The organism is Chelatococcus caeni, from assembly GCF_014196925.1.
GTDB lineage: Bacteria > Pseudomonadota > Alphaproteobacteria > Rhizobiales > Beijerinckiaceae > Chelatococcus_A > Chelatococcus_A caeni.
Genome location: NZ_JACIEN010000004.1, coordinates 42,662 through 62,480, shown reverse-complemented (window position 1 = coordinate 62,480; position 19,819 = coordinate 42,662). Strand labels below are relative to the sequence as shown.

Annotated in this window: 20 protein-coding genes; 17 read left to right on the top strand and 3 right to left on the bottom strand. The window is 68.6% G+C overall.

Going from position 1 to position 19,819, the window contains the following annotated elements; translation table 11 throughout:
• The first annotated feature begins 8 nt into the window (after nucleotides 1-8).
• The gene (locus GGR16_RS16470) at nucleotides 9-827 is read left to right on the top strand and encodes an aminotransferase class IV family protein (protein ID WP_183317296.1); all 819 of its coding nucleotides are present in this window, start codon (nucleotides 9-11) and stop codon (nucleotides 825-827) included.
• Here the strand turns inward: GGR16_RS16470 and eutC are convergent.
• The 3 genes from eutC to GGR16_RS16455 all read right to left on the bottom strand — a co-directional run bounded on the left by eutC (nucleotide 794) and on the right by GGR16_RS16455 (nucleotide 3,832).
• Nucleotides 794-1,570, bottom strand: a complete 777-nt coding sequence (eutC, locus tag GGR16_RS16465; RefSeq protein WP_183317295.1) for an ethanolamine ammonia-lyase subunit EutC — start codon at nucleotides 1,568-1,570, stop codon at nucleotides 794-796. The genes GGR16_RS16470 and eutC overlap by 34 nt on opposite strands.
• A complete protein-coding gene (locus GGR16_RS16460; RefSeq protein WP_183317294.1) occupies nucleotides 1,563-2,966 on the bottom strand; it encodes an ethanolamine ammonia-lyase subunit EutB in 1,404 nt (467 codons plus the stop codon). The genes eutC and GGR16_RS16460 overlap by 8 nt, the downstream gene beginning before the upstream one ends.
• A gap of 86 nt (nucleotides 2,967-3,052) precedes the next feature.
• Nucleotides 3,053-3,832 carry a DeoR family transcriptional regulator gene (locus GGR16_RS16455; RefSeq protein ID WP_183317293.1) on the bottom strand — a complete coding sequence of 260 codons (780 nt, stop codon included), beginning with the start codon at nucleotides 3,830-3,832 and terminating at the stop codon, nucleotides 3,053-3,055.
• 526 nt (nucleotides 3,833-4,358) lie between these two features.
• Between GGR16_RS16455 and GGR16_RS16450 the strand changes: the two genes are divergently transcribed.
• The 16 genes from GGR16_RS16450 (at nucleotide 4,359) to GGR16_RS16375 (ending at nucleotide 19,817) form a co-directional block, all read left to right on the top strand.
• Complete coding sequence (locus tag GGR16_RS16450; RefSeq protein WP_019402951.1) at nucleotides 4,359-4,871, top strand: TRAP transporter small permease subunit; 513 nt, start codon at nucleotides 4,359-4,361, stop codon at nucleotides 4,869-4,871.
• Nucleotides 4,868-6,205 carry a TRAP transporter large permease gene (locus GGR16_RS16445; protein WP_019402950.1) on the top strand — a complete coding sequence of 446 codons (1,338 nt, stop codon included), beginning with the start codon at nucleotides 4,868-4,870 and terminating at the stop codon, nucleotides 6,203-6,205. The genes GGR16_RS16450 and GGR16_RS16445 overlap by 4 nt, the downstream gene beginning before the upstream one ends.
• Nucleotides 6,206-6,252: 47 nt before the next feature.
• On the top strand, nucleotides 6,253-7,344 hold the full coding sequence (gene dctP / locus GGR16_RS16440; protein ID WP_019402949.1) for a TRAP transporter substrate-binding protein DctP: 1,092 nt from the start codon (nucleotides 6,253-6,255) through the stop codon (nucleotides 7,342-7,344).
• Nucleotides 7,345-7,467: 123 nt separating this feature from the next.
• Entirely contained in the window at nucleotides 7,468-8,880 is a 1,413-nt protein-coding gene (locus tag GGR16_RS16435) for an NAD(P)/FAD-dependent oxidoreductase (protein WP_183317292.1), read from the top strand.
• On the top strand, nucleotides 8,877-10,103 hold the full coding sequence (locus GGR16_RS16430; RefSeq protein WP_183317291.1) for an NAD(P)/FAD-dependent oxidoreductase: 1,227 nt from the start codon (nucleotides 8,877-8,879) through the stop codon (nucleotides 10,101-10,103). Before GGR16_RS16435 ends, GGR16_RS16430 begins: the two co-directional genes overlap by 4 nt.
• The gene (locus GGR16_RS16425) at nucleotides 10,104-11,498 is read left to right on the top strand and encodes an FGGY family carbohydrate kinase (protein WP_183317290.1); all 1,395 of its coding nucleotides are present in this window, start codon (nucleotides 10,104-10,106) and stop codon (nucleotides 11,496-11,498) included.
• A 99-nt stretch (nucleotides 11,499-11,597) separates the two neighbouring features.
• Nucleotides 11,598-11,906, top strand: coding sequence for a hypothetical protein (locus GGR16_RS16420; RefSeq protein WP_183317289.1), 309 nt, complete (start codon nucleotides 11,598-11,600; stop codon nucleotides 11,904-11,906).
• Between the two features lie 10 nt (nucleotides 11,907-11,916).
• On the top strand, nucleotides 11,917-12,240 hold the full coding sequence (locus tag GGR16_RS16415) for a hypothetical protein (protein ID WP_183317288.1): 324 nt from the start codon (nucleotides 11,917-11,919) through the stop codon (nucleotides 12,238-12,240).
• Entirely contained in the window at nucleotides 12,237-12,437 is a 201-nt protein-coding gene (locus tag GGR16_RS16410) for a hypothetical protein (RefSeq protein WP_019402178.1), read from the top strand. The genes GGR16_RS16415 and GGR16_RS16410 overlap by 4 nt, the downstream gene beginning before the upstream one ends.
• A gap of 164 nt (nucleotides 12,438-12,601) precedes the next feature.
• Complete coding sequence (locus tag GGR16_RS16405) at nucleotides 12,602-13,528, top strand: GGDEF domain-containing protein (RefSeq protein WP_183317287.1); 927 nt, start codon at nucleotides 12,602-12,604, stop codon at nucleotides 13,526-13,528.
• Nucleotides 13,529-13,652: 124 nt separating this feature from the next.
• Nucleotides 13,653-14,591 carry a sugar-binding transcriptional regulator gene (locus tag GGR16_RS16400; RefSeq protein ID WP_019402176.1) on the top strand — a complete coding sequence of 313 codons (939 nt, stop codon included), beginning with the start codon at nucleotides 13,653-13,655 and terminating at the stop codon, nucleotides 14,589-14,591.
• Nucleotides 14,592-14,829: 238 nt separating this feature from the next.
• Nucleotides 14,830-16,140, top strand: coding sequence for an ABC transporter substrate-binding protein (locus tag GGR16_RS16395; protein ID WP_183317286.1), 1,311 nt, complete (start codon nucleotides 14,830-14,832; stop codon nucleotides 16,138-16,140).
• A 186-nt stretch (nucleotides 16,141-16,326) separates the two neighbouring features.
• Nucleotides 16,327-17,199: a carbohydrate ABC transporter permease gene (locus GGR16_RS16390; RefSeq protein WP_183317285.1), complete on the top strand. Its 873-nt coding sequence runs from the start codon at nucleotides 16,327-16,329 to the stop codon at nucleotides 17,197-17,199.
• A gap of 4 nt (nucleotides 17,200-17,203) precedes the next feature.
• Entirely contained in the window at nucleotides 17,204-18,034 is an 831-nt protein-coding gene (locus GGR16_RS16385) for a carbohydrate ABC transporter permease (RefSeq protein ID WP_183317284.1), read from the top strand.
• Nucleotides 18,035-18,045: 11 nt separating this feature from the next.
• Nucleotides 18,046-19,047, top strand: coding sequence for an ABC transporter ATP-binding protein (locus GGR16_RS16380; RefSeq protein WP_183317283.1), 1,002 nt, complete (start codon nucleotides 18,046-18,048; stop codon nucleotides 19,045-19,047).
• Nucleotides 19,044-19,817, top strand: coding sequence for an L-iditol 2-dehydrogenase (locus GGR16_RS16375; protein ID WP_183317282.1), 774 nt, complete (start codon nucleotides 19,044-19,046; stop codon nucleotides 19,815-19,817). The genes GGR16_RS16380 and GGR16_RS16375 overlap by 4 nt, the downstream gene beginning before the upstream one ends.
• Nucleotides 19,818-19,819: the final 2 nt, after the last annotated feature.

The window sequence follows — 19,819 nt, the reverse complement described above, 5'->3', positions numbered from 1 at the left end:
GCAAGACCATGTCTTCTGACGCCAGCCTTCATGGGGCCTGGATCGACGGGCGCCCGGCCACCCCTGATAAGCTGATACCCCTGGCCTTCGCCGGGTTCGCCCATTTCACGGCGATGCAGGTGCGCGCCCGCGGGGTCAAGGGACTGGATCTGCATCTGGCGCGCCTGCGCGAGGCATCCATCGCGCTTTTCGGAAGGGCGCTGCCCGACGAGCAAGTCGCGTCCCGGATCGCGGCGGCAATCGCGGCGGGCCCCGAAGACCTGTCCCTGACGGCCACAGTCTTTTCGCGCAAGGGCGAGTTCACGGCGGACAGCATGGATGTCGAGCCGGCGGTTCTCGTGCGGACGGCGGCACCATCCAGCGGCCCAAAGGGGCCGCTCCGGTTGGCTGCGGTCGACTACGAGCGGCCGCTCGCCGCCATCAAGCATGTCGGCGAGGTGGGCAAGACCCACTACTTGCACCAGGCCATACGCCAGGGGTTCGACGACGCCGCCTTCCTCGACCGGCAGGGGCGCTTGAGCGAGGCCACCATCTGGAACCTCGCCTTCTGGGATGGCGACGCCGTCATCTGGCCGAAGGCCGCGATGTTGACCGGCACGACGATGGGCATCGTGCAGCGGCAGCTCGATCGCTTGGGGATCCCCCAGCGCCGGGAGGAGATCACCCTGGAGAAGCTCCAATCCTTATCCGGCGCGGCCGTGATGAACTCGTGGACGCCGGGCATCGCAGTGACCGCGATCGGTTCGAACGTCCTGCCGGAGGCAAAGCCGTTCATCGCCCTGCTGCATGACGCCTACGAGGCCGAGCCCGTCAGGGAAATGAGCTGATCGTCCTTGAGGGCGACGCCGCTGAGGCGCCGGCGCAGCATCTCGCCGGCGAACCAGACGATCTTGTCCGCCGCCGCGGCATAGGACAGCCCGCCGTTGCGGTGGATGTTGGAGATGCAGTTGCGCTCGGCGTCGCGCGTGCCGCGTTTTGGCGCATAGGTGAGATAGGCGCCGACGCTGTCCGGCACCGTCAGGCCGGGTCGCTCGCCGATGATCACGACGACCGCCCGGGCGCCAAGCGCCTCGGCGATCTCGTCACCGAGGGCGACGCGGCCCTCTTCGGCGACGACGAGCGGGGCGAGCCCGAGGTCCCGCGGCAGGCGCGCCTTGATGGCGGCGACGAGCGCCGGCGCATGGGCGGCGATGCCCGTGGCGGAGAGGCCGTCCACCACGATGAGGGCAAGGTCGTGGTCGCCCTTCGGCAGCGACGGCAGGCAGGCGGGATCGAGCCGGCGGCCGAGGTCGGGGCGCCTCAAATAGGTCGGCCGGTCCGGCGCGAGGCTGCGCACGCGGATGGCCGGCGGATCGGCCAGCGCCGCCGCGAGCGCGGCAGCGTCGAGCCGGGCGTGGACAGCGTCGCGCGCCAGGGCATGGGCGGCCTGGAAGGCGAGCACCGCGCGCGTCGGCTGGGCATCGCCCACCTGGCCGAGGCCGATGCGGGCCGGGGTCGCGGCCCTCAGCCGCGCCCATGGATCGGGCTGCTGCGGATCGGGCTCGTGCCGGACGGGAGGCCGCTCAGCCATCGGTGCCACTCGCAAGGGCGAGGAAGCGCTGCGCCGGCAAGGCATCCTGATCGAGCGCGCGCAGGCGCCCGTCAGGGCGGGCAAGGCCCGTCCCCGCGAGCCATGCCTCGAATTCCGGCGCCGGGCGCAGGCCGAGGGTCGAGCGCAGGTAGAGGACGTCGTGGAAGGAGAGCGACTGGTAGTTGAGCATCACGTCATCGGCCCCCGGCACGGCGATGAGGAAGTTGACCCCGGCGACGGCGAGCAGCGTCGCCAGCGTGTCCATGTCGTCCTGGTCGGCCTCGGCGTGGTTGGTGTAGCAGACGTCGACGCCCATCGGCAGGCCGAGCAGCTTGCCACAGAAGTGGTCCTCGAGCCCGGCGCGGATGATCTGCTTGCCGTCGTAGAGATATTCCGGCCCGATGAAGCCGACGACGGTGTTGACGAGCAGCGGCCGGAAGGCGCGGGCGACGGCATAGGCGCGCGCCTCCAGCGTCTGCTGGTCGACGCCGTGGTGGGCATCGGCGGACAGCGCCGAGCCCTGCCCCGTCTCGAAATACATGACATTGTCGCCGAGCGTGCCGCGCTTCAGCGACAGCGCGGCCTCGTGCGCCTCGCGCAGAATGGCGAGGTCGACGCCGAAGCCGCGATTGGCCGCCTCGGTGCCGGCGACCGACTGGAAGACGAGGTCGACCGGCCCGCCCCGCGCCATGATCTCGATGGTGTTCGTGACATGGGTGAGCACGCAGCTCTGGGTGGGGATGGAATGGCGCTGGCGCAACTCGTCCAGCACCTCGAGCAGGGTGATGGCATTGCCGACGCTGTCGGTAACCGGATTGACGCCGATGACGGCATCGCCGCTGCCGAGGAGAAGCCCGTCAAGCGTGGCAGCGACGATGCCGGCAGGATCATCGCTCGGGTGGTTGGGCTGCAGGCGGCTGGCGAGCCGCCCCGGCAGGCCGAGCGTCGTGCGGAAGGCGACCTCGACGCGGCACTTGCGGGCAACGGCGATCAGGTCCTGGTTGCGCATCAGCTTCGACACCGCCGCCACCATCTCCGGCGTCAGGCCGGACGCCAGCGCCGTCAAGACCGGCGTCGTCGCCGCATCGGACAGGAGCCAGTCGCGAAAGTCCCCGACCGTCATGTGGGCCACGGGCGCGAAGGCCGCGGCGTCGTGGCCGTCGATGATGAGGCGCGTGACCTCGTCCGTCTCGTAAGGCACCACGACCTCGTCGAGGAAACGGGCGAGCGGCACCTCCGCCAGCGCCTGCTGCGCGGCGGCGCGATGCGCCGCATTCACCGCCGCGATGCCGGCCAGTTCGTCGCCGGAGCGCGGCGGAGAGGCGGCGGCGAGCAGCTCGGAAAGCCCGGCGAAGACGTAGCGGGTGCCGCCGAGATCGGCGGTGAACTCAGCCATGCGATCCACCCCCTCGTGCCAGGATCTCCGTACCCACTTAACGAGGCAATGCTAGCACGGTCCCGCTCCTGCGCGAGGCCGCCGCGTCAGCCATTCTCCTCGGCGACGATGAGGTCGACGCCCGCCTCTGCGAGCGCTCCCGTCATGAGGGCCGACGGCCTCGCATCGGTGATGAGCGTGTCGATGGCGGTGAGCGGAGCCACCTCGAAGACGGCGCGCCGCTCGAATTTGTCGTGGTCCGCGAGCACGATCGTCCGCTCCGCGCGTTCGATCATCGCCTTGGCGACCTCGGCCTCCTGAAGATCGTAGTCCATGATGCAGGACGCATCGATGGCGCCGATGGTGAGCATGACGCACCGGGCGCGGAACTTGACGATCTGCTCGAGCGCCAGCGGCCCCAGCGTCTCGCCCGCATCGGCGCCATAGGCGCCGCCGATCAGGAAGATCTTGTGCGTGCCGTTGCTCGCCACAGTCGAGGCGATCTTCGGCGAGTTGGTGATGATGACGAGAGAGCGCAGCTCGGCCAGAACCTCCGCCAGGAAGACCGTGGTGCTGCCGGTATCGATGAAGACGGCATCGTCCGGCGCCAGGAGACGGCCGGCAGCGCGGGCGATCCGGCGCTTCGCCTCGACGTTCTGGGCCATGCGCTGGGCGAACGGTCCTTCCTTCTCGGAGGCGCCCGCCACCGGAACGGCCCGTGCGCCGCCATGGAACTTGCGGACCCTGCCGGCCTCGTCGAGCCGGGCGAGGTCGCGCCTGATCGTCTCCCGCGACACCTTGAGCTGCTCGGCCAGCGCCTCGACGCTCATTTCGCCTGCGCGCTGCAAGACCGAGACGATCTCTTCATGGCGTCGGGAGGGTTGCACGGTCGGGGCCTCTTGCTGGGATGGAGCCGTCAGCGCTGCGGGAAGCGCACCGGAGCGACGGGACCTGCCGGCCATCCCGATTCCACATCCGGCTCGCGCGGCAGCCTGCGCCATTCCTAGGGCGCCATCATCAAACGGTCAACCGATCAGGCCGTTCGGTCGACGAGGGATGACCATTCGGCCGGTGTTTTGACGCTTTTTTCGCCCCGACAGGCAAAAATTCGGCAGGCTCATGCTCGAAACTCGGTCACAAGCCGAGCGGCTACCGGCTTGCATCCCGGTGCGACGGCCGATAGGCTCGCCAAAACAAGGAATGGACCGGCACGGGGAGCATGCCCGAACGGGCATCTTCCAGGGGAACAGGTGTTGCATCATCAAGCGTCAGGAAGCCGGCTCGCGGCGGCCGCGAGGAGCCGGCGAGTGGCACGGTATTCCTGCAGCAAGGGCCGCTGACCGGGCGCCCCGGTTCGCCATGAGAGCGGGGCCGGCGCGGCAGGGCATGGTGAAGGCAGTCGGGAGGCGGCGTATGCCTGGCATTGTCGTGAGATACGTCCGTCTTATCGACCGCATTTCCGACTATGTCGGCTATCTGGCGGCCTCGCTGATCTTCCTGATGGGCGGGACGCTGATGTTCGACGCCTTCACGCGGAACTTCATCAGGATGCCCGTGCACTGGGCGATCGAGCTCACGCAATTCACCCTTGCGGCCTATTACTTCATGGGCGGGGCGTTCACGCTCAAGAACGACAGCCATGTGCGCATGGACCTGTGGTACTCGACCCTGACGGAGCGCGGCCGGGCAAGGCTCGATCTCCTGACCTCGGTCTGCCTGATCTTCTATCTCGCCGTCCTGCTCCTCGGTGCGATCTCCAGCCTGCAATATGCGATCGCCACGGACGAGCGGCGCTTCTCGATCTGGAACCCGTCGGTCATCCCCATCAAGTCGCTGATGGTGGCCTGCCTCATCCTGATGCTCATGCAGGGGCTCGCGCTCGTCCTCAAGCATCTCGCCGTCCTGCGCGGGGAGAAGCTGCAGTGAGCTACGAGACGATCGCGCTTCTCATGTTCGCGTCCATGGTCGTCCTGCTGACGACCGGACAGCGCGTCTTCGCCGCCATCGGCTTCGTCGCGTCCGGCGCCGCGCTGCTGCTCTATGGCAACGGCGCCATCGAGCTGCCGTTCAACCAGGTGTTCAAGCTCTTCAACTGGTACCCGATGCTGACTTTGCCCATGTTCATCTACATGGGCTACATCCTGGCGGAATCGGGAATAGCCGAAGATCTCTACAAGATGCTGCATGTCTGGTGCGGGCGCATCCGCGGCGGGCTTGCCGTCGGCACCATCTTCCTGATGGTCATCATCTCGGCGATGAACGGGCTCTCCGTCGCAGGCATCGCCATCGGCGCGACCATCGCCCTGCCCGAGATGCTGCGGCGCGGCTACGACAAGGTCCTGATCACCGGCGTCGTCCAGGGCGGCTCGTCGCTCGGCATCCTGATCCCGCCGTCGGTCGTGCTCGTGCTCTACGGCATGATCGCGCGCCAGCCGGTCTCGAAGCTGTGGTTCGCCGGCCTCGTGCCCGGCCTCATCATGGCGGCCATGTTCGTGGCCTATATCCTGCTGCGCGCCCGCCGCAATCCGGCGCTGACCCCCATCGTCCCGGCGGAAGAGCTGAACATGCCGCTGCGCGAGAAGCTGGCGCTCGCCCGGGCCGGGATCATTCCCTTCGCCATCTTCTTCTTCATGACCGGCCTGTTCGTCTTCGGCTACACCAGCCTCGTCGAAAGCTCCGCCGTGGGCGCCACGGCGGCGACGCTCGCCGCCATCGTCAAGCGCCGCTTCACGTGGAAGCTGATCCGCGACACGTCGCTCAAGACGCTCGCCGTGTCGTGCATGTTCCTGTGGCTGATCCTGGCCGCCCTCGCCTTCGGCGCCGTGTTCGACGGGCTCGGCGCCGTCAGGGCCATCGAGAACCTGTTCATCCGGCAGTGGGACCTCTCGCCCTGGACCATCATCGTGATGATGATGATCAGCTTCATCGTCATGGGGATCTTTCTCGACGACACGGCGATGCTGGTGATCGTGGCGCCGCTCTACGTGCCGCTGGTCAAGACTCTCGACCTCGGCTTCAGCAACCAGCTCATCTGGTTCGGCGTGCTCTACACCATCACCTGCCAGATCGCGTACATCACGCCGCCGTTCGGCTACAACCTGTTCCTCATGCGCTCGCTCGCGCCGCGCGAGATCACGCTGATCGACATCTACCGCTCGATCTGGCCGTTCGTGGTCATGATGGCCATCACCATCGCGCTGATCATGCTCTTCCCGCAACTCGCCCTGTGGCTCCCGGAGCACATGAACGTCCGAGGCTGAAGCACGACGCACACACCGATCCCACAGCAACCAGAGAGGAGCGTTCGATGACCGAGGAAACCAAACAAAGTCCATCCGAGCGAATTCTGGCCACCCGCCGCAATTTCCTGCGCAAGGCAGGACTTGGCGCAGGCGCCGCCGTTGCGGGATCGACACTCGCCGCTCCCTACATCAATGCGCAGACGGGCCCCATCCGGTGGCGTCTCCAGACCTATTCGGGCGCGCCGCTCGGAGCCCATGTGATCCAGCCGCAGATCGAGGCCTTCAATGCGGCCGCCAACGGCGAAATGGTCATCGAGCTCTTCTTCGCCGACCAGCTCGTCCCGACCGCCGACCTGTTCCGCGCCCTGCAGGCCGGCACCCTCGACGCCGTGCAGTCGGACGAGGCGACCATGGCCTCGCCGGTCGATATCGCCGTGTTCGGCGGCTACTTTCCCTTCGCCACGCGCTACAGCCTCGATGTGGCGGCGCTCTTCCAGTACTACGGGCTGAAGGAAATCTGGGAGGAGGCCTATGCCGGCGTCGACAACGTCACCTGGCTGTCGACCGGCGCCTGGGACCCCCTCCACATCTTCACGGTGAACAAGCCGATCCGCAGCCTCGCCGACCTCAAGGGGCTGCGCGTGTTCGGCGTGCCGACCGCCGGCCGGTTCCTCTCCCGCTATGGCCTCGTCCCGGTGACGATCCCCTGGGACAATGTCGAGGTCGCCATGCAGACGGGCGAGCTCGACGGCGTCGCCTGGTGCGGCTTCACGGAAGCCTATGAGGTCGGCTGGGCCGACGTGTGCAAATACGCCCTGACGAATTCCGTGACGGGCGCCTGGTTCGGCAGCTATTTCGCCAATACGCCAAGCTGGCAGAAGGTGCCCCCGCATCTGCAGCAGCTCTTCCGCAGCACCATCGATCAGTCGCACTACTACCGCAACGTCTGGTACTGGGGCGGCGAGGCCAAGCTGCGCGTCGAAGGCGAGAAGATGGAGCTCACCGCCCTCCCCGAGGAAGAATGGGCGCAGGTGGTCAAGGACGCCGAAGGCTTCTGGAACGAGGTCGCCGCCTCCAGCCCGCGCGCGGGCAAGGTCGTCGAGGCTTTCAAGAAATACGCCGCCACCATGGACAAGGCGGGCTATCCGTACCGCTGACGACCGGCCTGAAGCTCGTGACGTGCGGAATACCCGGATCAAGGGGCTGTCCGGGTATTCCCTCGCCAAGAGGCATGAGCGCCGATGCCAGGCGGCCCGGACATACCCTCGCAGGACCCGACCATGAGCCTCACGCCCGTGTCCCCGCGCGAAGACCTGTTCGACGTCGCCGTGATCGGGGCCGGGGTCGTGGGCTGCGCCGTCGTGCGGCGCTTCGCACTCGCGGGGGCAAAGGCCATCCTGATCGAGAAAGGCGCCGATATTCTCTGCGGCGCCTCCAAGGCCAACAGCGCCATTCTCCACACCGGCTTCGATGCGCCGCCATCGAGCCTGGAGCTGGCGCTCATTCGCGCCGGCCGGCAGGAATATCTGGAGATCCACGAGAGTCGCAACCTGCCGCTGGTGCGCACCGGCGCGCTCGTCTGTGCCTGGAACGACGACGAAGCGGAGAGGCTCGAGAGCATCGCCGAGACCGGCCGCGCGAACGGCATCGACGGCCTGACGCTGCTGAGCGGCGCCGAGGCACGCCGCACCATGCCGGCGCTGTCGGACCGCCTCGCCGCGGCGCTCGAGGTGCGGGACGAGCACGTGATCGACCCCTGGTCGGCGCCGCTCGCCTATCTGAGCGAGGCCGTGGCCCTCGGGGCGCGCTTTCTGCGCCAGGCCGAACTGCTCGCGGGCCGCTTCGACGATATCTGGCACCTTGAGACCTCCGCCGGCCCCGTCAGCGCCCGCGCCGTGGTCAACACGGCCGGCCTTCATGGCGATACGGTCGACGAGCGTCTCGGCTTCGCGCCCGAATTCCGCATCAAGCCCCGCAAGGGGCAGTTCGTGGTCCTCGACAAGGCGGCCGCCCGCCATGTGCCGCGCATCGTCCTGCCGGTGCCGACGGAGATCACCAAGGGCATCGTCGTCTGCCCGACGGCCTTCGGCAACGTCCTCATCGGCCCCACGGCCGAGGAGCAGGAGGACCGCAACCGAGCCGCCGTCGATGCGAGGACCTTGCAGGCCCTGCTCGCGCGCGGCAGCGAGATCGTTCCGGCGCTCGCGGGAATGCCCGTGACGGCCGTCTATGCCGGGCTGCGGCCGGCGACGGAAAGCAAGGCCTACCGCATCTTCGTGCGGCGGGAGAAGCGCGCGATCACCCTCGGCGGCATCCGCTCGACGGGCCTCAGCTCGGCGCTCGGGCTCGCCCGGCACGCCCTCGAGCTCCATGCGACGTTCGCAGCGCCGCTCGCCCCGCCGCAAACGGCCCCTCCGGTTCCCGTTCCCAACCTCGCCGAGACCCGTGAGAGGGACTGGCAGCGGCCGGACCACGGCGAGATCGTCTGCCACTGCGAGCTCGTGACGCGGCGGGAGATCGAAGCGGCGCTGGAGAGCCCCGTCCCGCCGGGCGATTTCGGCGGCTTGCGGCGCCGGACGCGCGCCGGGATGGGGCGCTGCCAGGGCTTCTACTGCCATGCGCGCCTGGCCGAGATGACGAAAGGCAGGCTTGCCACGCCGCTCGCCGTCGACGCGGAGGACCGTAACCGATGAGCGGGACGGATGCCGACGTCATCATCATCGGCGGCGGGCCTTCGGGGGTTGCCGCCGGCCTGGAGCTGCGCCGCCGGGGCGTCGAGAAGATCGTGCTTCTCGAGCGCGAGGCGCAGCTCGGCGGGGCGACCCGCCATTGCAGCCACTCCCCCTTCGGCATGCGGGAGTTCGGACGCGTGTATTTCGGCGCTTCCTACGGCCGGCGGCTGGAGGAGGAGGCGCAAAAGCACGGCGTCGATGTCCGCACCGGGCACAGCGTCGTCGGGCTCGGGATGGACGGCAGCGTCGAGGTAGCGACCCACCGCGGCGTCGAAGCGATGACCGCCCGGCGCATCATGGTGACGACGGGCGCCCGGGAGCAGCCGCGCGCGGCACGGCTCCTTCCCGGCGACCGGCCGATCGGCATCCTGACGACGGGCACGCTGCAGGCCTATGTGGCCTTTCACGGCCTCATGCCGTTTCGTCGGCCGCTGATCGTCGGGTCCGAGCTGGTATCGCTGTCGGCCGTGCTGACCTGCCTCACCCATGGCGCACGGCCCGTCGCCGTCGTCGAAACACGGCCGCATGCGCTGGCGAGAGCCCCCCTGTCCTGGTTCCCGGGCCTTGTCGGCATCCCCTTCCGCAAGGGCGTCGAGATCCTCGACATCCTCGGGTCGTCGCGGGTCGAGGCCGTGACGCTGCGCTGCGACGCCCGGTCCGAGACGCTCGCCTGCGACGGCGTGCTGCTGACGGGCGTGTTCACGCCGGAATCGGCGCTTTTCCTGCAATCGCCGCTCGGCGTCGATGCCGGGAGCGCCGGCCCGGCGGTGGACCAGGACGGACGCCTCGCCAATCCGCTCTACTTTGCCGGCGGAAACGTGCTGCGCGCGGTCGAGACCGGCGGCTGGGCCTTCCGGGAGGGCCGCGCCGTCGGGGCGGCCATCGCGCAGGACCTCGAAAGCGGAAGCCCCGCGGCGGACCACGTGTCCGTGTCCTACGAGGACCCCGTCAAGCTCGTTGTCCCCGCCCTCGTGCGGCGGCGCGACATCCGTTCGGCGGCCTTGCGCCAGTTTCAGCTGCGCTTCCTCCGCAAGGCGCGGGGCACGCTCTCCCTCACCATCGACGGCCGGACGGTCTGGCACGGGCGGGGGCGCTGGCTGCCCGAGCGGCGCATCCTCGTCCCGATCCCGGATTCGGCGCAGGATGCACGGCACATCGGCTTCCGCTTCGCCGAGGAGCCCTGAATGCGCGTTGCCGCCCTCGATCAGGGAACCACATCGACCCGCTGCCTCGTCATCGAGGACGGCGGGACATGGCGCCTCGCCGGCAGCCGCCGGCATCGCCAGTCGCATCCCGCCCCCGGCCGGGTCGAGCACGACCCGGAAGAGCTTCTGCACAATATCGAAGCCGTGCTGGAGGCGGCCGGTTCGGTCGATGCGATCGGCCTCGCCAACCAGGGCGAGAGCTGCCTTGCCTGGGATGGAGCGACCGGCAAGCCGCTCTCCCCGGTGATCGTGTGGCAGGACGCGCGCACGGCCGGTGCGCTCGCGGCGCTCGGCCCCGCGGCCGAGCAGCGCTCCAGGCAGATCTGCGGGCTGCCGCTCGACCCCTATTTCTCCGCCGGCAAGCTCGCCTGGCTGGTCGACAATGTGCCCGAGGTCGCATCCGCGCGCGCGGCGGGGCGGCTTCGTCTCGGGACGACCGACGCCTTCTTTCTCGACCGGCTTTGCGGTTCCTTCCTCACGGACGCCGCCACCGCATCGCGCACGGGCCTCCTCGACCTCGAGACGGGAGCCTGGAGCGCCGAACTGTGCGACCTGCACGGCGTGCCGCTGGACTGCCTGCCCGAGATCAGGGCCGTCGACAGCGGCTTCGGCCGGATCGGCAGCACGCCGGTCAAGGTCTCCATCGTCGACCAGCAGGCGGCGCTTTACGGGCATGATTGCCGCGCGCCGGGCGACTGCAAGATCACCTTCGGCACCGGCGCCTTCCTGCTCGCCGTCTCGGGCGAGCAGCCACCGCCGGCATCCAGCCTGCTGCCGACGGTCGCCTGGCAACGCCAGGGGCAGGGCCGGATCTTTGCCGTCGAAGGCGGCGTCTATGATGCAGGTGCCGCGCTCGAATGGGCGCGCGGCATCGGTCTCTTCTCGACGATGGAGGAGCTCGGCGCCTTCGAGGGGCCCTCGGCGCTCAGCCGCGGCCTTGTCTTCGTGCCCGCCCTGTCCGGACTGGCCGCGCCCTATTGGGACAGACGGGCTGCGCCCCTGTTCATCGGCATGGACCATGCCACCGACCGGCGCGACATGGCGCGCGCGGTGATGGAAGGCATCGCCATGCTCACCGCGGACCTCGTCGAGGCGACGTCACGAGTCGTGCAACTGGGCTCCGCCATCTCGATCGACGGTGGGCTCTCCCGCAGCGCCTATTTTGCCCGGTTCCTGGCGTCCGCCTGCAACCGAACGATAACGGTGCCCGCGATGCATGAATTGACCGCGCTGGGCCTCGCCGAGCTATGCGGCGTCGATGTCGGGGCGGCCCGGGCGCCGGCGGCCACCTTCATCCCCGACGGTTCGGTCACCGCCGATGACCGCCGGCGTTTCGCCGAGGCGGTCGAACGCGCGCGGGGCTGGAAAGGCTGAACGCGCGGGACGTCGTGCCGCGACAGGGAAATCCCCGCCACTCACCCCGGAACAATCCCGGCTCTCGATCGCTTGGGGCGAAACGAGGGAGTGCATGCCATGGGCGACGACAGTGTCAGCACCATCCGCGGGACCTTCGCCACACGGGAGGCCGCCGAGCGCGCGATCGAGCATCTCGTGCAGGAGCACGGCATCGATCGCTCCGATGTCTTCGTGGCGGCGGCCGACGCCGCCAACACCGCGGGTGCCGCCGCATCGGAGCGTGAGACCGCCCGGGCGGAAAACTCCGGCCTCGACGCCGCACTGCGCGGCAGGATCGCGGTATCGGCCGACGTCAGCCGCAGCCAGATCGCACGGGCCGAGCAGGCCTTTCGCGAGGCCGGCGCGGCCGATGTCGAGACAGGTTGAGGGCCGCCCCATGTCCGAGCTCAGTCCCTTCGAACTCGAAGGCCGCATCAACGGCCTGAAGGAAGTCCTGGCCATCGTCGTCGGGCATCTCGTCAGGAACGGCGCGGACGATCTGAAGGCCGCGCTCGAGGACCGCCTGACGGTTGCGGACCAGCAGGAGGATCCCGGCGCCGTCATGCAGTCGAGCTTCGCCGCCGAGGCTGCCGCTGCCCGGGAGATTCAGTCGCTCGTCGAGCACGCCCTGGGCCGCACGCAGCAGCCGACCGGCACAGGGCAGCGAGCCCATGCCGGACCGGGGCAGGAGGCCCATCGCGCAAGGGATGATCCGGAATGAAGACCGACCATACGAACCACGAGCCGCTCGAAACGAAGGCGATCACCGCCGTTGTCGAGGAACTCGAGCGGCAGGCTGCCGAGAACCCATCCAGGCTGCGGGTGCGCCGGGCCGGCGAGCGGGTCGCCGTCGAAGGCGAGATCGACGTCGACGCGCTGGTCATGGTCGTGGTGGGATCGATGGCCGGCGGACCGTAAGGCAGACGCGGGCCCATGCCTTTGGTCGCGCCGCGATATGCGGCGGCTGGCGCCCCTTGCCGGCGCCCCCGAGGCTTCCTGAAAATCAGCGCAAGCCGGGCTTCCGGGCAGGGTCCCTCAAAGTTTAGTTTTCTCTGGGGCGCCGATCGGTAGGATGCGTCGGCATGGACGAGGTCTTCAAAGAGCTGTTCGGGCTGTACGAAGAGACGCCGGTCCTGATCGCCGCCTATGACGGTTTCGATCGTCTGCGCTATGCCAACAAGGCCTTTCGCGCTGCCTATTTTATCGCGCCAGACGAGACGCCGCTGTGGGCGGACCTGATGCGGCGCAACCATCAGGCCGGCCGAGGCACGGTCATTCATGCCGCCGATTTCGAGGAATGGCTGCGCTCCACGCAGTCGCGCCGCGGCAAGATCGGCTTCCGCGCTTTCGAGACCGACCTCTTCGACGGCCGCTGGCTGTGGATGACGGAGACGATGCAGGCCAACGGCTGGATGCTGTGCATCGCCAGCGACATCACCGGCCTGCGGGCCAGGAGCCGCGCGGTCCGCCAGGACCGGGACCTCGCCATCAAGGCCTCCTACACCGATGAGCTGACCGGCGTCGCCAATCGTCGCTTCGTCATGGCGCGGATCGAGGACATGCTGCAGCGCGCCGACGCCGGGCGCGGCTGCCTCGCCGTCCTCGACATCGACGGCTTCAAGGCCATCAACGACCGGTTCGGCCATCAGGTGGGCGACCAGATCCTGTGCGACTTCACCGTCAAGGTGCACGGCCTCGTGCAGCGCACCCACTGCTTCGGCCGGGTCGGCGGCGAGGAGTTCGTCCTCGTCATGCCGGGCACCTCCATCGCGGAGGCGGCCCTGATCGTGGAAAGAATGCTCGTCGTCGTGCGCCAGTCGCGGCCGCTCGTCGAGCGGCCGGACTTCGGCTACACGTTCTCGGCCGGCATAGCCGCCTGCCAGGACGGGGACATCGCCCTCAGCCTCTATTCGCGCGCCGACAACGCGCTCTATTGCGCCAAGATGGCCGGCCGCAACTGCATCCAGCTCGACGGCTCCGACTCCGACCAGTCGGCCGCCAGCGGATAGAAAGCGCCTCCCCCTTCCCTCCTCTCGCTCCGGCAGCCACGTGACCCTTGCGCCGGCGAAAGGGCATTGGACTGCGTGGCGGAGTGTCATAGCTTGCGCCGCGCGGGCAGCGAAGGGAGCGGACATGGCGAGCGGCAGCCGGTTGGACGAGGCGGCGCGGGCGGGGTGGCTCTACTACGTCGCCGGCAACACGCAGGACCAGATCGCCGCCAAGCTCGGCGTCTCGCGCCAGTCGGCGCAGCGCCTCGTCTCGCTCGCCATGGCCGAGGGGCTCGTCAAGGTGCGCATCGACCACCCCATCGCCCGCTGCATGGACCTGGCGCGGCGCCTGACGGACCATTTCGGCCTGAAATATTGCGAGGTGGTGCCGACCGACCCTGCATCGGACTCAACGACGCTCGGCGTCGCCGAGGCGGCGGCCGCCGAGATCGAGAAATGGCTGCGCCGGGAGGAGCCCGTCGTCATGGCGATGGGCACGGGGCGGACGCTGAAGGCGGCCATCGAGGCGCTGCCGCGGCTCGAATGCCCGCAGCACAAGGTGGTCTCGCTCACCGGCAACATCGCCCCGGACGGCTCGGCCGCCTATTACAACGTCGTCTTCACGATGGCCGACAAGATCAAGTCGCGCTCCTTCCCCATGCCGCTGCCGGTCATCGCCTCCTCCCGCGCCGAGCGCGACACGCTGCACCAGCAGCCGATGATCCGCTCCACGCTGGCGCTGGCGGCCGAGGCCGACATCACCTTCGTCGGCGTCGGCGACTTCGGCGACGAGGCGCCGCTCTACGTCGACGGCTTCATCACCCGCGCGGAGCTCACGGCCCTGCAGAAGGCCGGCGCCATCGGCGAGATCGTCGGCTGGTCCTTCGACGCCGAGGGGCGCCTCGTCGCGGGCATCACCAACGAGCGGGTGACGAGCGCCGCCATCCCCGACCGCGCCCGCTCGCTCGTCATCGCCACGGCCAAGGGCACCCGCAAGCTGCCCGGCATCGCCGCCGCCATCCGCGGCGGGCTCGTCAACGGCCTCATCACCGACGAGGCAACGGCCGAGGCGCTGCTGGACTAGCCAGGCTTCGGCCCTCCCGGTCCCGCCGGTCCCGGCGCACAACATAGACATGGTCTCCCGACGGTCTCCGCCGTCATGCCCGCGACGGGCGCGGGCATGACGGGAAGGCGATCCCGGCCGCGACCGCTGCCACCGCCGCAGCGCGGCGACGATTTCGTATTGACTCCCGACTCGCTTGAGCAAATATTTGCTCATCAATGTGGCAAATGCTCAACGAGATCGCATTGGGAGGAACATCATGAAGCTCAAGACATGGCTCCTCGGGGCCGCGTGTCTGTTTGCGACGACCGGCCTCGTCGCCGCCGAGACGCTCACCATCGCCACGGTGAACAACGGCGACATGATCCGCATGCAGGCGCTGTCCGGCGAGTTCACCAAGGCCAATCCGGACATCCAGCTCGAGTGGGTGATCCTCGAGGAAAACGTGCTGCGCCAGCGCGTGACCACCGACATCGCCACCAAGGGCGGGCAGTACGACGTCATGACCATCGGCACCTACGAAGTGCCGATCTGGAGCAAGCAGAACTGGCTCCTGCCGCTCGACGACCTCGGCGCGGACTATGCCGCCGACGACCTGCTGCCGGCCATCCGCAACGGCCTCACCGTCGACGGCAAGCTCTATGCCGCCCCGTTCTACGGCGAGAGCTCGATGACCATGTACCGCAAGGACCTCTTCGAGGCCGCCGGGCTGACGATGCCGGACGCGCCGACGTGGGACTTCGTCGCCGAGGCGGCCCGCAAGATCACCGACAAGAACAAGGAGGTCTACGGCATCTGCCTGCGCGGCAAGGCCGGTTGGGGCGAGAACATGGCCTTCCTCACGGCCATGGCCAATTCCTTCGGCGCGCGCTGGTTCGACGAGAGCTGGAAGCCGCAGTTCGACACGCCCCAGTGGAAAGAGGCCCTGACGTTCTACCTCGACCTCATGCGCGACGCCGGCCCGCCCGGCGCCTCGTCCAACGGCTTCAACGAGAACCTCGCCCTCTTCCAGAGCGGCAAGTGCGCCATGTGGATCGACGCCACGGTCGCAGCCTCCTTCGTCACCAATCCCAAGGAGAGCCAGGTGGCCGACAAGGTCGGCTTCGCGCTCGCGCCCGACAAGGGGCTCGGCAAGCGCGGCAACTGGCTGTGGGCATGGTCGCTCGCCGTCCCCGCCGGCACCAAGAAGGAAGAGGCCGCGAAGAAGTTCATCGCCTGGGCCACGAGCAAGGACTATCTCGCCCTCGTCGCCGAGAAGGAAGGCTGGGCCAACGTGCCCCCGGGCACGCGCAAGTCGCTCTACGACAACCCGCAGTACCAGCAGGCGGCGCCCTTCGCCGCGATGACGCTCGCCTCTATCGAGGCGGCCGATCCGACGAAGCCGACGGTCGATCCGGTGCCTTACGTCGGCGTGCAGTTCGTCGCGATCCCGGAGTTCCAGGGCATCGGCACTGCCGTCGGCCAGCAGTTCTCGGCCGCCCTCGCGGGCCAGGCGAGCGCGGACCAGGCGCTGAGCAATGCGCAGCAGCTGACGACACGCGAGATGACCCGGGCCGGATACATCAAGTAGGCCCGGCTCCCCCCTCCCCCCTTGCGGGGAGGAGTTGGGGTGGGGGTCGCTCATGCAAGAGCGCCGCCGCTGTCCTGGCGGTACCGCCCCCTCAGCCCTCCCCCCAAACAAGGGGAGGGAACGAAGGGCGATGCCCCGGATGAATGGGCACCCGGACCACCGCATCCCGCAGCGAACGGACGAGCCATGGCGACCCTGCACACACGCGCGAGCGCACGGCTGATGATGGCGCCGGCGGTCATCCTGCTGCTGGCATGGATGATCGTGCCGCTCGGCATGACGCTCTACTTCTCGCTGCTGCGCTACAACCTGCTGATGCCGGGCATGGAGAGCTTCACCGGCCTCGGCAACTACGTCTATTTCCTCACCGATCCGGCCTTCGGCACGGCGCTCGCCAACACGCTCCTCCTCGTCGGCGGCGTGCTGGCGATCACGGTGATCGGCGGCACGGGGCTCGCCCTCCTGCTCGACCAGCCCTTCTTCGGCCGCGGCATCGTGCGGCTGCTCGTCATCGCGCCGTTCTTCGTCATGCCCACCGTCTCGGCGCTGGTGTGGAAGACCATGCTGATGCACCCGGTGAACGGGCTCTTCGCCTGGATCGCGCGCTCACTCGGCTTCGCGCCGGTCGACTGGTTCGCCGACCTGCCGCTCCTGTCCATCATCCTCATCGTCGCCTGGCAGTGGCTGCCCTTCGCCACCCTCATCCTGCTCACCGCCCTGCAGTCGCTCGACGAGGAGCAGAAGGAGGCGGCGGAGATGGACGGGGCCGGCGCCGTCTCGCGCTTCGTCTATATCGTGCTGCCGCATCTGGCGCGGGCGATGACGGTGGTCGTCCTCATCGAGACGATCTTCCTCCTCTCCGTCTTCGCCGAGATCCTCGTCACCACCAACGGCGGGCCCGGCGTGCAGACGACGACGATCACCTATCTCGTCTACATGCAGGCGCTCCTGCAGTTCGACGTGGGCGGCGCCTCCGCCGGCGGCATCGTCGCCGTCGTGCTCGCCAACATCGTCGCCATCTTCCTCATCCGCCTCATCGGCAAGAACCTCGACAGGTGACAGGATGGCGCGCGCCGCTTCCGCCAGACGCCGGATCGCCTTCACCATCATCGGATGGGCCGTCGGCTTCCTCGTCTTCTTCCCCATCCTCTGGACGGTGCTGACCTCGTTCAAGAGCGAGGGCACAGCCATCGCCATCCCGCCGCAGTTCCTCTTCTTCGACTGGACGGCGGAGAACTACGCCACCGTGCAGAGCCGCTCCAACTACCTGCGGCACATGACGAACTCGATCGTCATCTCGCTCGGCTCGACGCTCCTCGGGCTTCTCATCGCCATCCCGGCGGCCTGGGCGATGGCCTTCTCGCCGACACGGCGCACCAAGGACGTCCTGATGTGGATGCTCTCGACCAAGATGCTGCCGGCGGTCGGGGTGCTGGTGCCGATCTATCTCCTCTTCCGCGACTTCGGCCTGCTCGACAGCCGCGCCGGCCTCACGGCGGTCCTCACCATGATCAACCTGCCGATCATCGTGTGGATGCTCTACACCTACTTCCGCGAGATCCCCGCCGACATCCTCGAGGCGGCGCGCATGGACGGCGCCTCCCTCGGCAAGGAGATCGTCTACGTGCTCGCGCCCATGGCGGTGCCAGGCATCGCCTCGACGCTGCTGCTCAACGTCATCCTCGCCTGGAACGAGGCCTTCTGGACGCTCAATCTCTCCACCTCGCAGGCGGCGCCGCTGACCGCTTTCATCGCCGCCTATTCGAGCCCCGAGGGGCTGTTCTGGGCCAAGCTCTCCGCCGCCTCGACCCTCGCCATCGCCCCCATCCTCGTCCTCGGCTGGTTCGCCCAGCGCCAACTCGTGCGCGGGCTCACCTTCGGCGCCGTCAAATAGGAAGACCCGCCATGGGCAGCATCGTTCTCGACAACGTCTCCAAGACCTTCGGCGACGCCGTCGTCATCCCCGCGATCGACCTCGACATCGCCGACGGCGAGTTCGTCGTCTTCGTCGGCCCCTCCGGCTGCGGCAAGTCCACCTTGCTCCGGCTCATCGCCGGGCTCGAGGACGTGTCCGGCGGGCGCATCCTCATCGACGGCGAGGACATGACCGAGACGCCGCCGGCGCGGCGACGCCTCGCCATGGTCTTCCAGTCCTACGCGCTCTATCCGCACATGAGCGTGCGCGGCAACATCGCCTTCCCGCTCAAGATGGCGGGCCTCGCCTCGGACGTGGTCGAGCGCAAGGTCGCGGACGCGGCGCGCATCCTCAACCTCACCGACTATCTCGACCGCAAGCCGCGCCAGCTCTCCGGCGGCCAGCGCCAGCGCGTCGCCATCGGCCGCGCCATCGTGCGCGATCCGGTCGCCTTCCTCTTCGACGAGCCCCTGTCGAACCTTGATGCGGCGCTGCGCGTCGCCATGCGGCTCGAAATCAGCGAGCTGCACCAGCAGCTGAAGCGCACCATGATCTACGTCACCCACGACCAGGTCGAGGCCATGACCATGGCCGACAAGATCGTGGTGCTGAACGCCGGCCGCGTCGAGCAGGTCGGCTCGCCGCTCGAGCTCTACCGCAACCCGAAGAACCTCTTCGTCGCCGGCTTCATCGGCTCGCCGCGCATGAATTTCCTCTCCGGCGAGGCGGCCCGCAAGCTCGGCGCCGCCACCATCGGCATCCGGCCGGAGCACCTTGCCCTCTCCACCAGCGACGGCCTGTGGGAAGGCAAGGTCGGCGTCGCCGAGCACCTCGGCTCCGACACCTATCTCCACCTCACCATCGACGGCGTCGGGCCGCTCACCGCCCGCATGAGCGGCGAGTTCGCCGCCCGGCCGGGCGAGACGCTGCGCATCGCGCCCGAGGCCGGCAAGATCCACCGCTTCGACGACAAGGGGATGGCCCTCTCATGAGACGCCTCGACGGCAAGTCCGCCCTCATCACCGGCGCCGCGCGCGGCATCGGCCGCGCCTTCGCGGAGGCTTACGTGCGCGAGGGCGCCCGCGTCGCCATCGCCGACATCGACCTCGCGCGGGCACGGCAGGCCGCGGATGCGATCGGCCCGGCGGCGATAGCCGTCGAACTCGACGTCACGCGGCAGGATTCCATCGACGCGGCGGTCGCGGCGGTCGAAGAGGCCTTCGGCGGCATCGACATCCTCGTCAACAACGCCGCGCTCTTCGACCTCGCGCCCATCGTCGACATCACGCGCGAGAGCTACGAGCGTCTCTTCTCCGTCAATGTGGCGGGCACGCTCTTCGTCATGCAGGCCGTGGCCAGGGGCATGATCGCGCGCGGCAGGGGCGGCAAGATCATCAACATGGCGAGCCAGGCCGGCCGGCGCGGCGAGCCGCTCGTCGCCGTCTATTGCGCCACCAAGGCCGCCGTCATCAGCCTCACCCAGTCGGCCGGGCTCAACCTCATCGCGCACGGCATCAACGTCAATGCCATCGCCCCCGGCGTGGTCGAGGGCGAGCACTGGGACCATGTCGATGCGCTCTTCGCCCGTTACGAGAACCTGCCGCCTGGCGAGAAGAAGCGGCAGGTCGGCGCCGCCGTGCCCTTCGGCCGCATGGGCCGGGCGGAGGACCTGACAGGCATGGCGATCTTCCTCGCTTCGCCAGAGTCCGACTACGTCGTCGCGCAGACCTACAATGTCGACGGCGGCAACTGGATGAGTTGAGG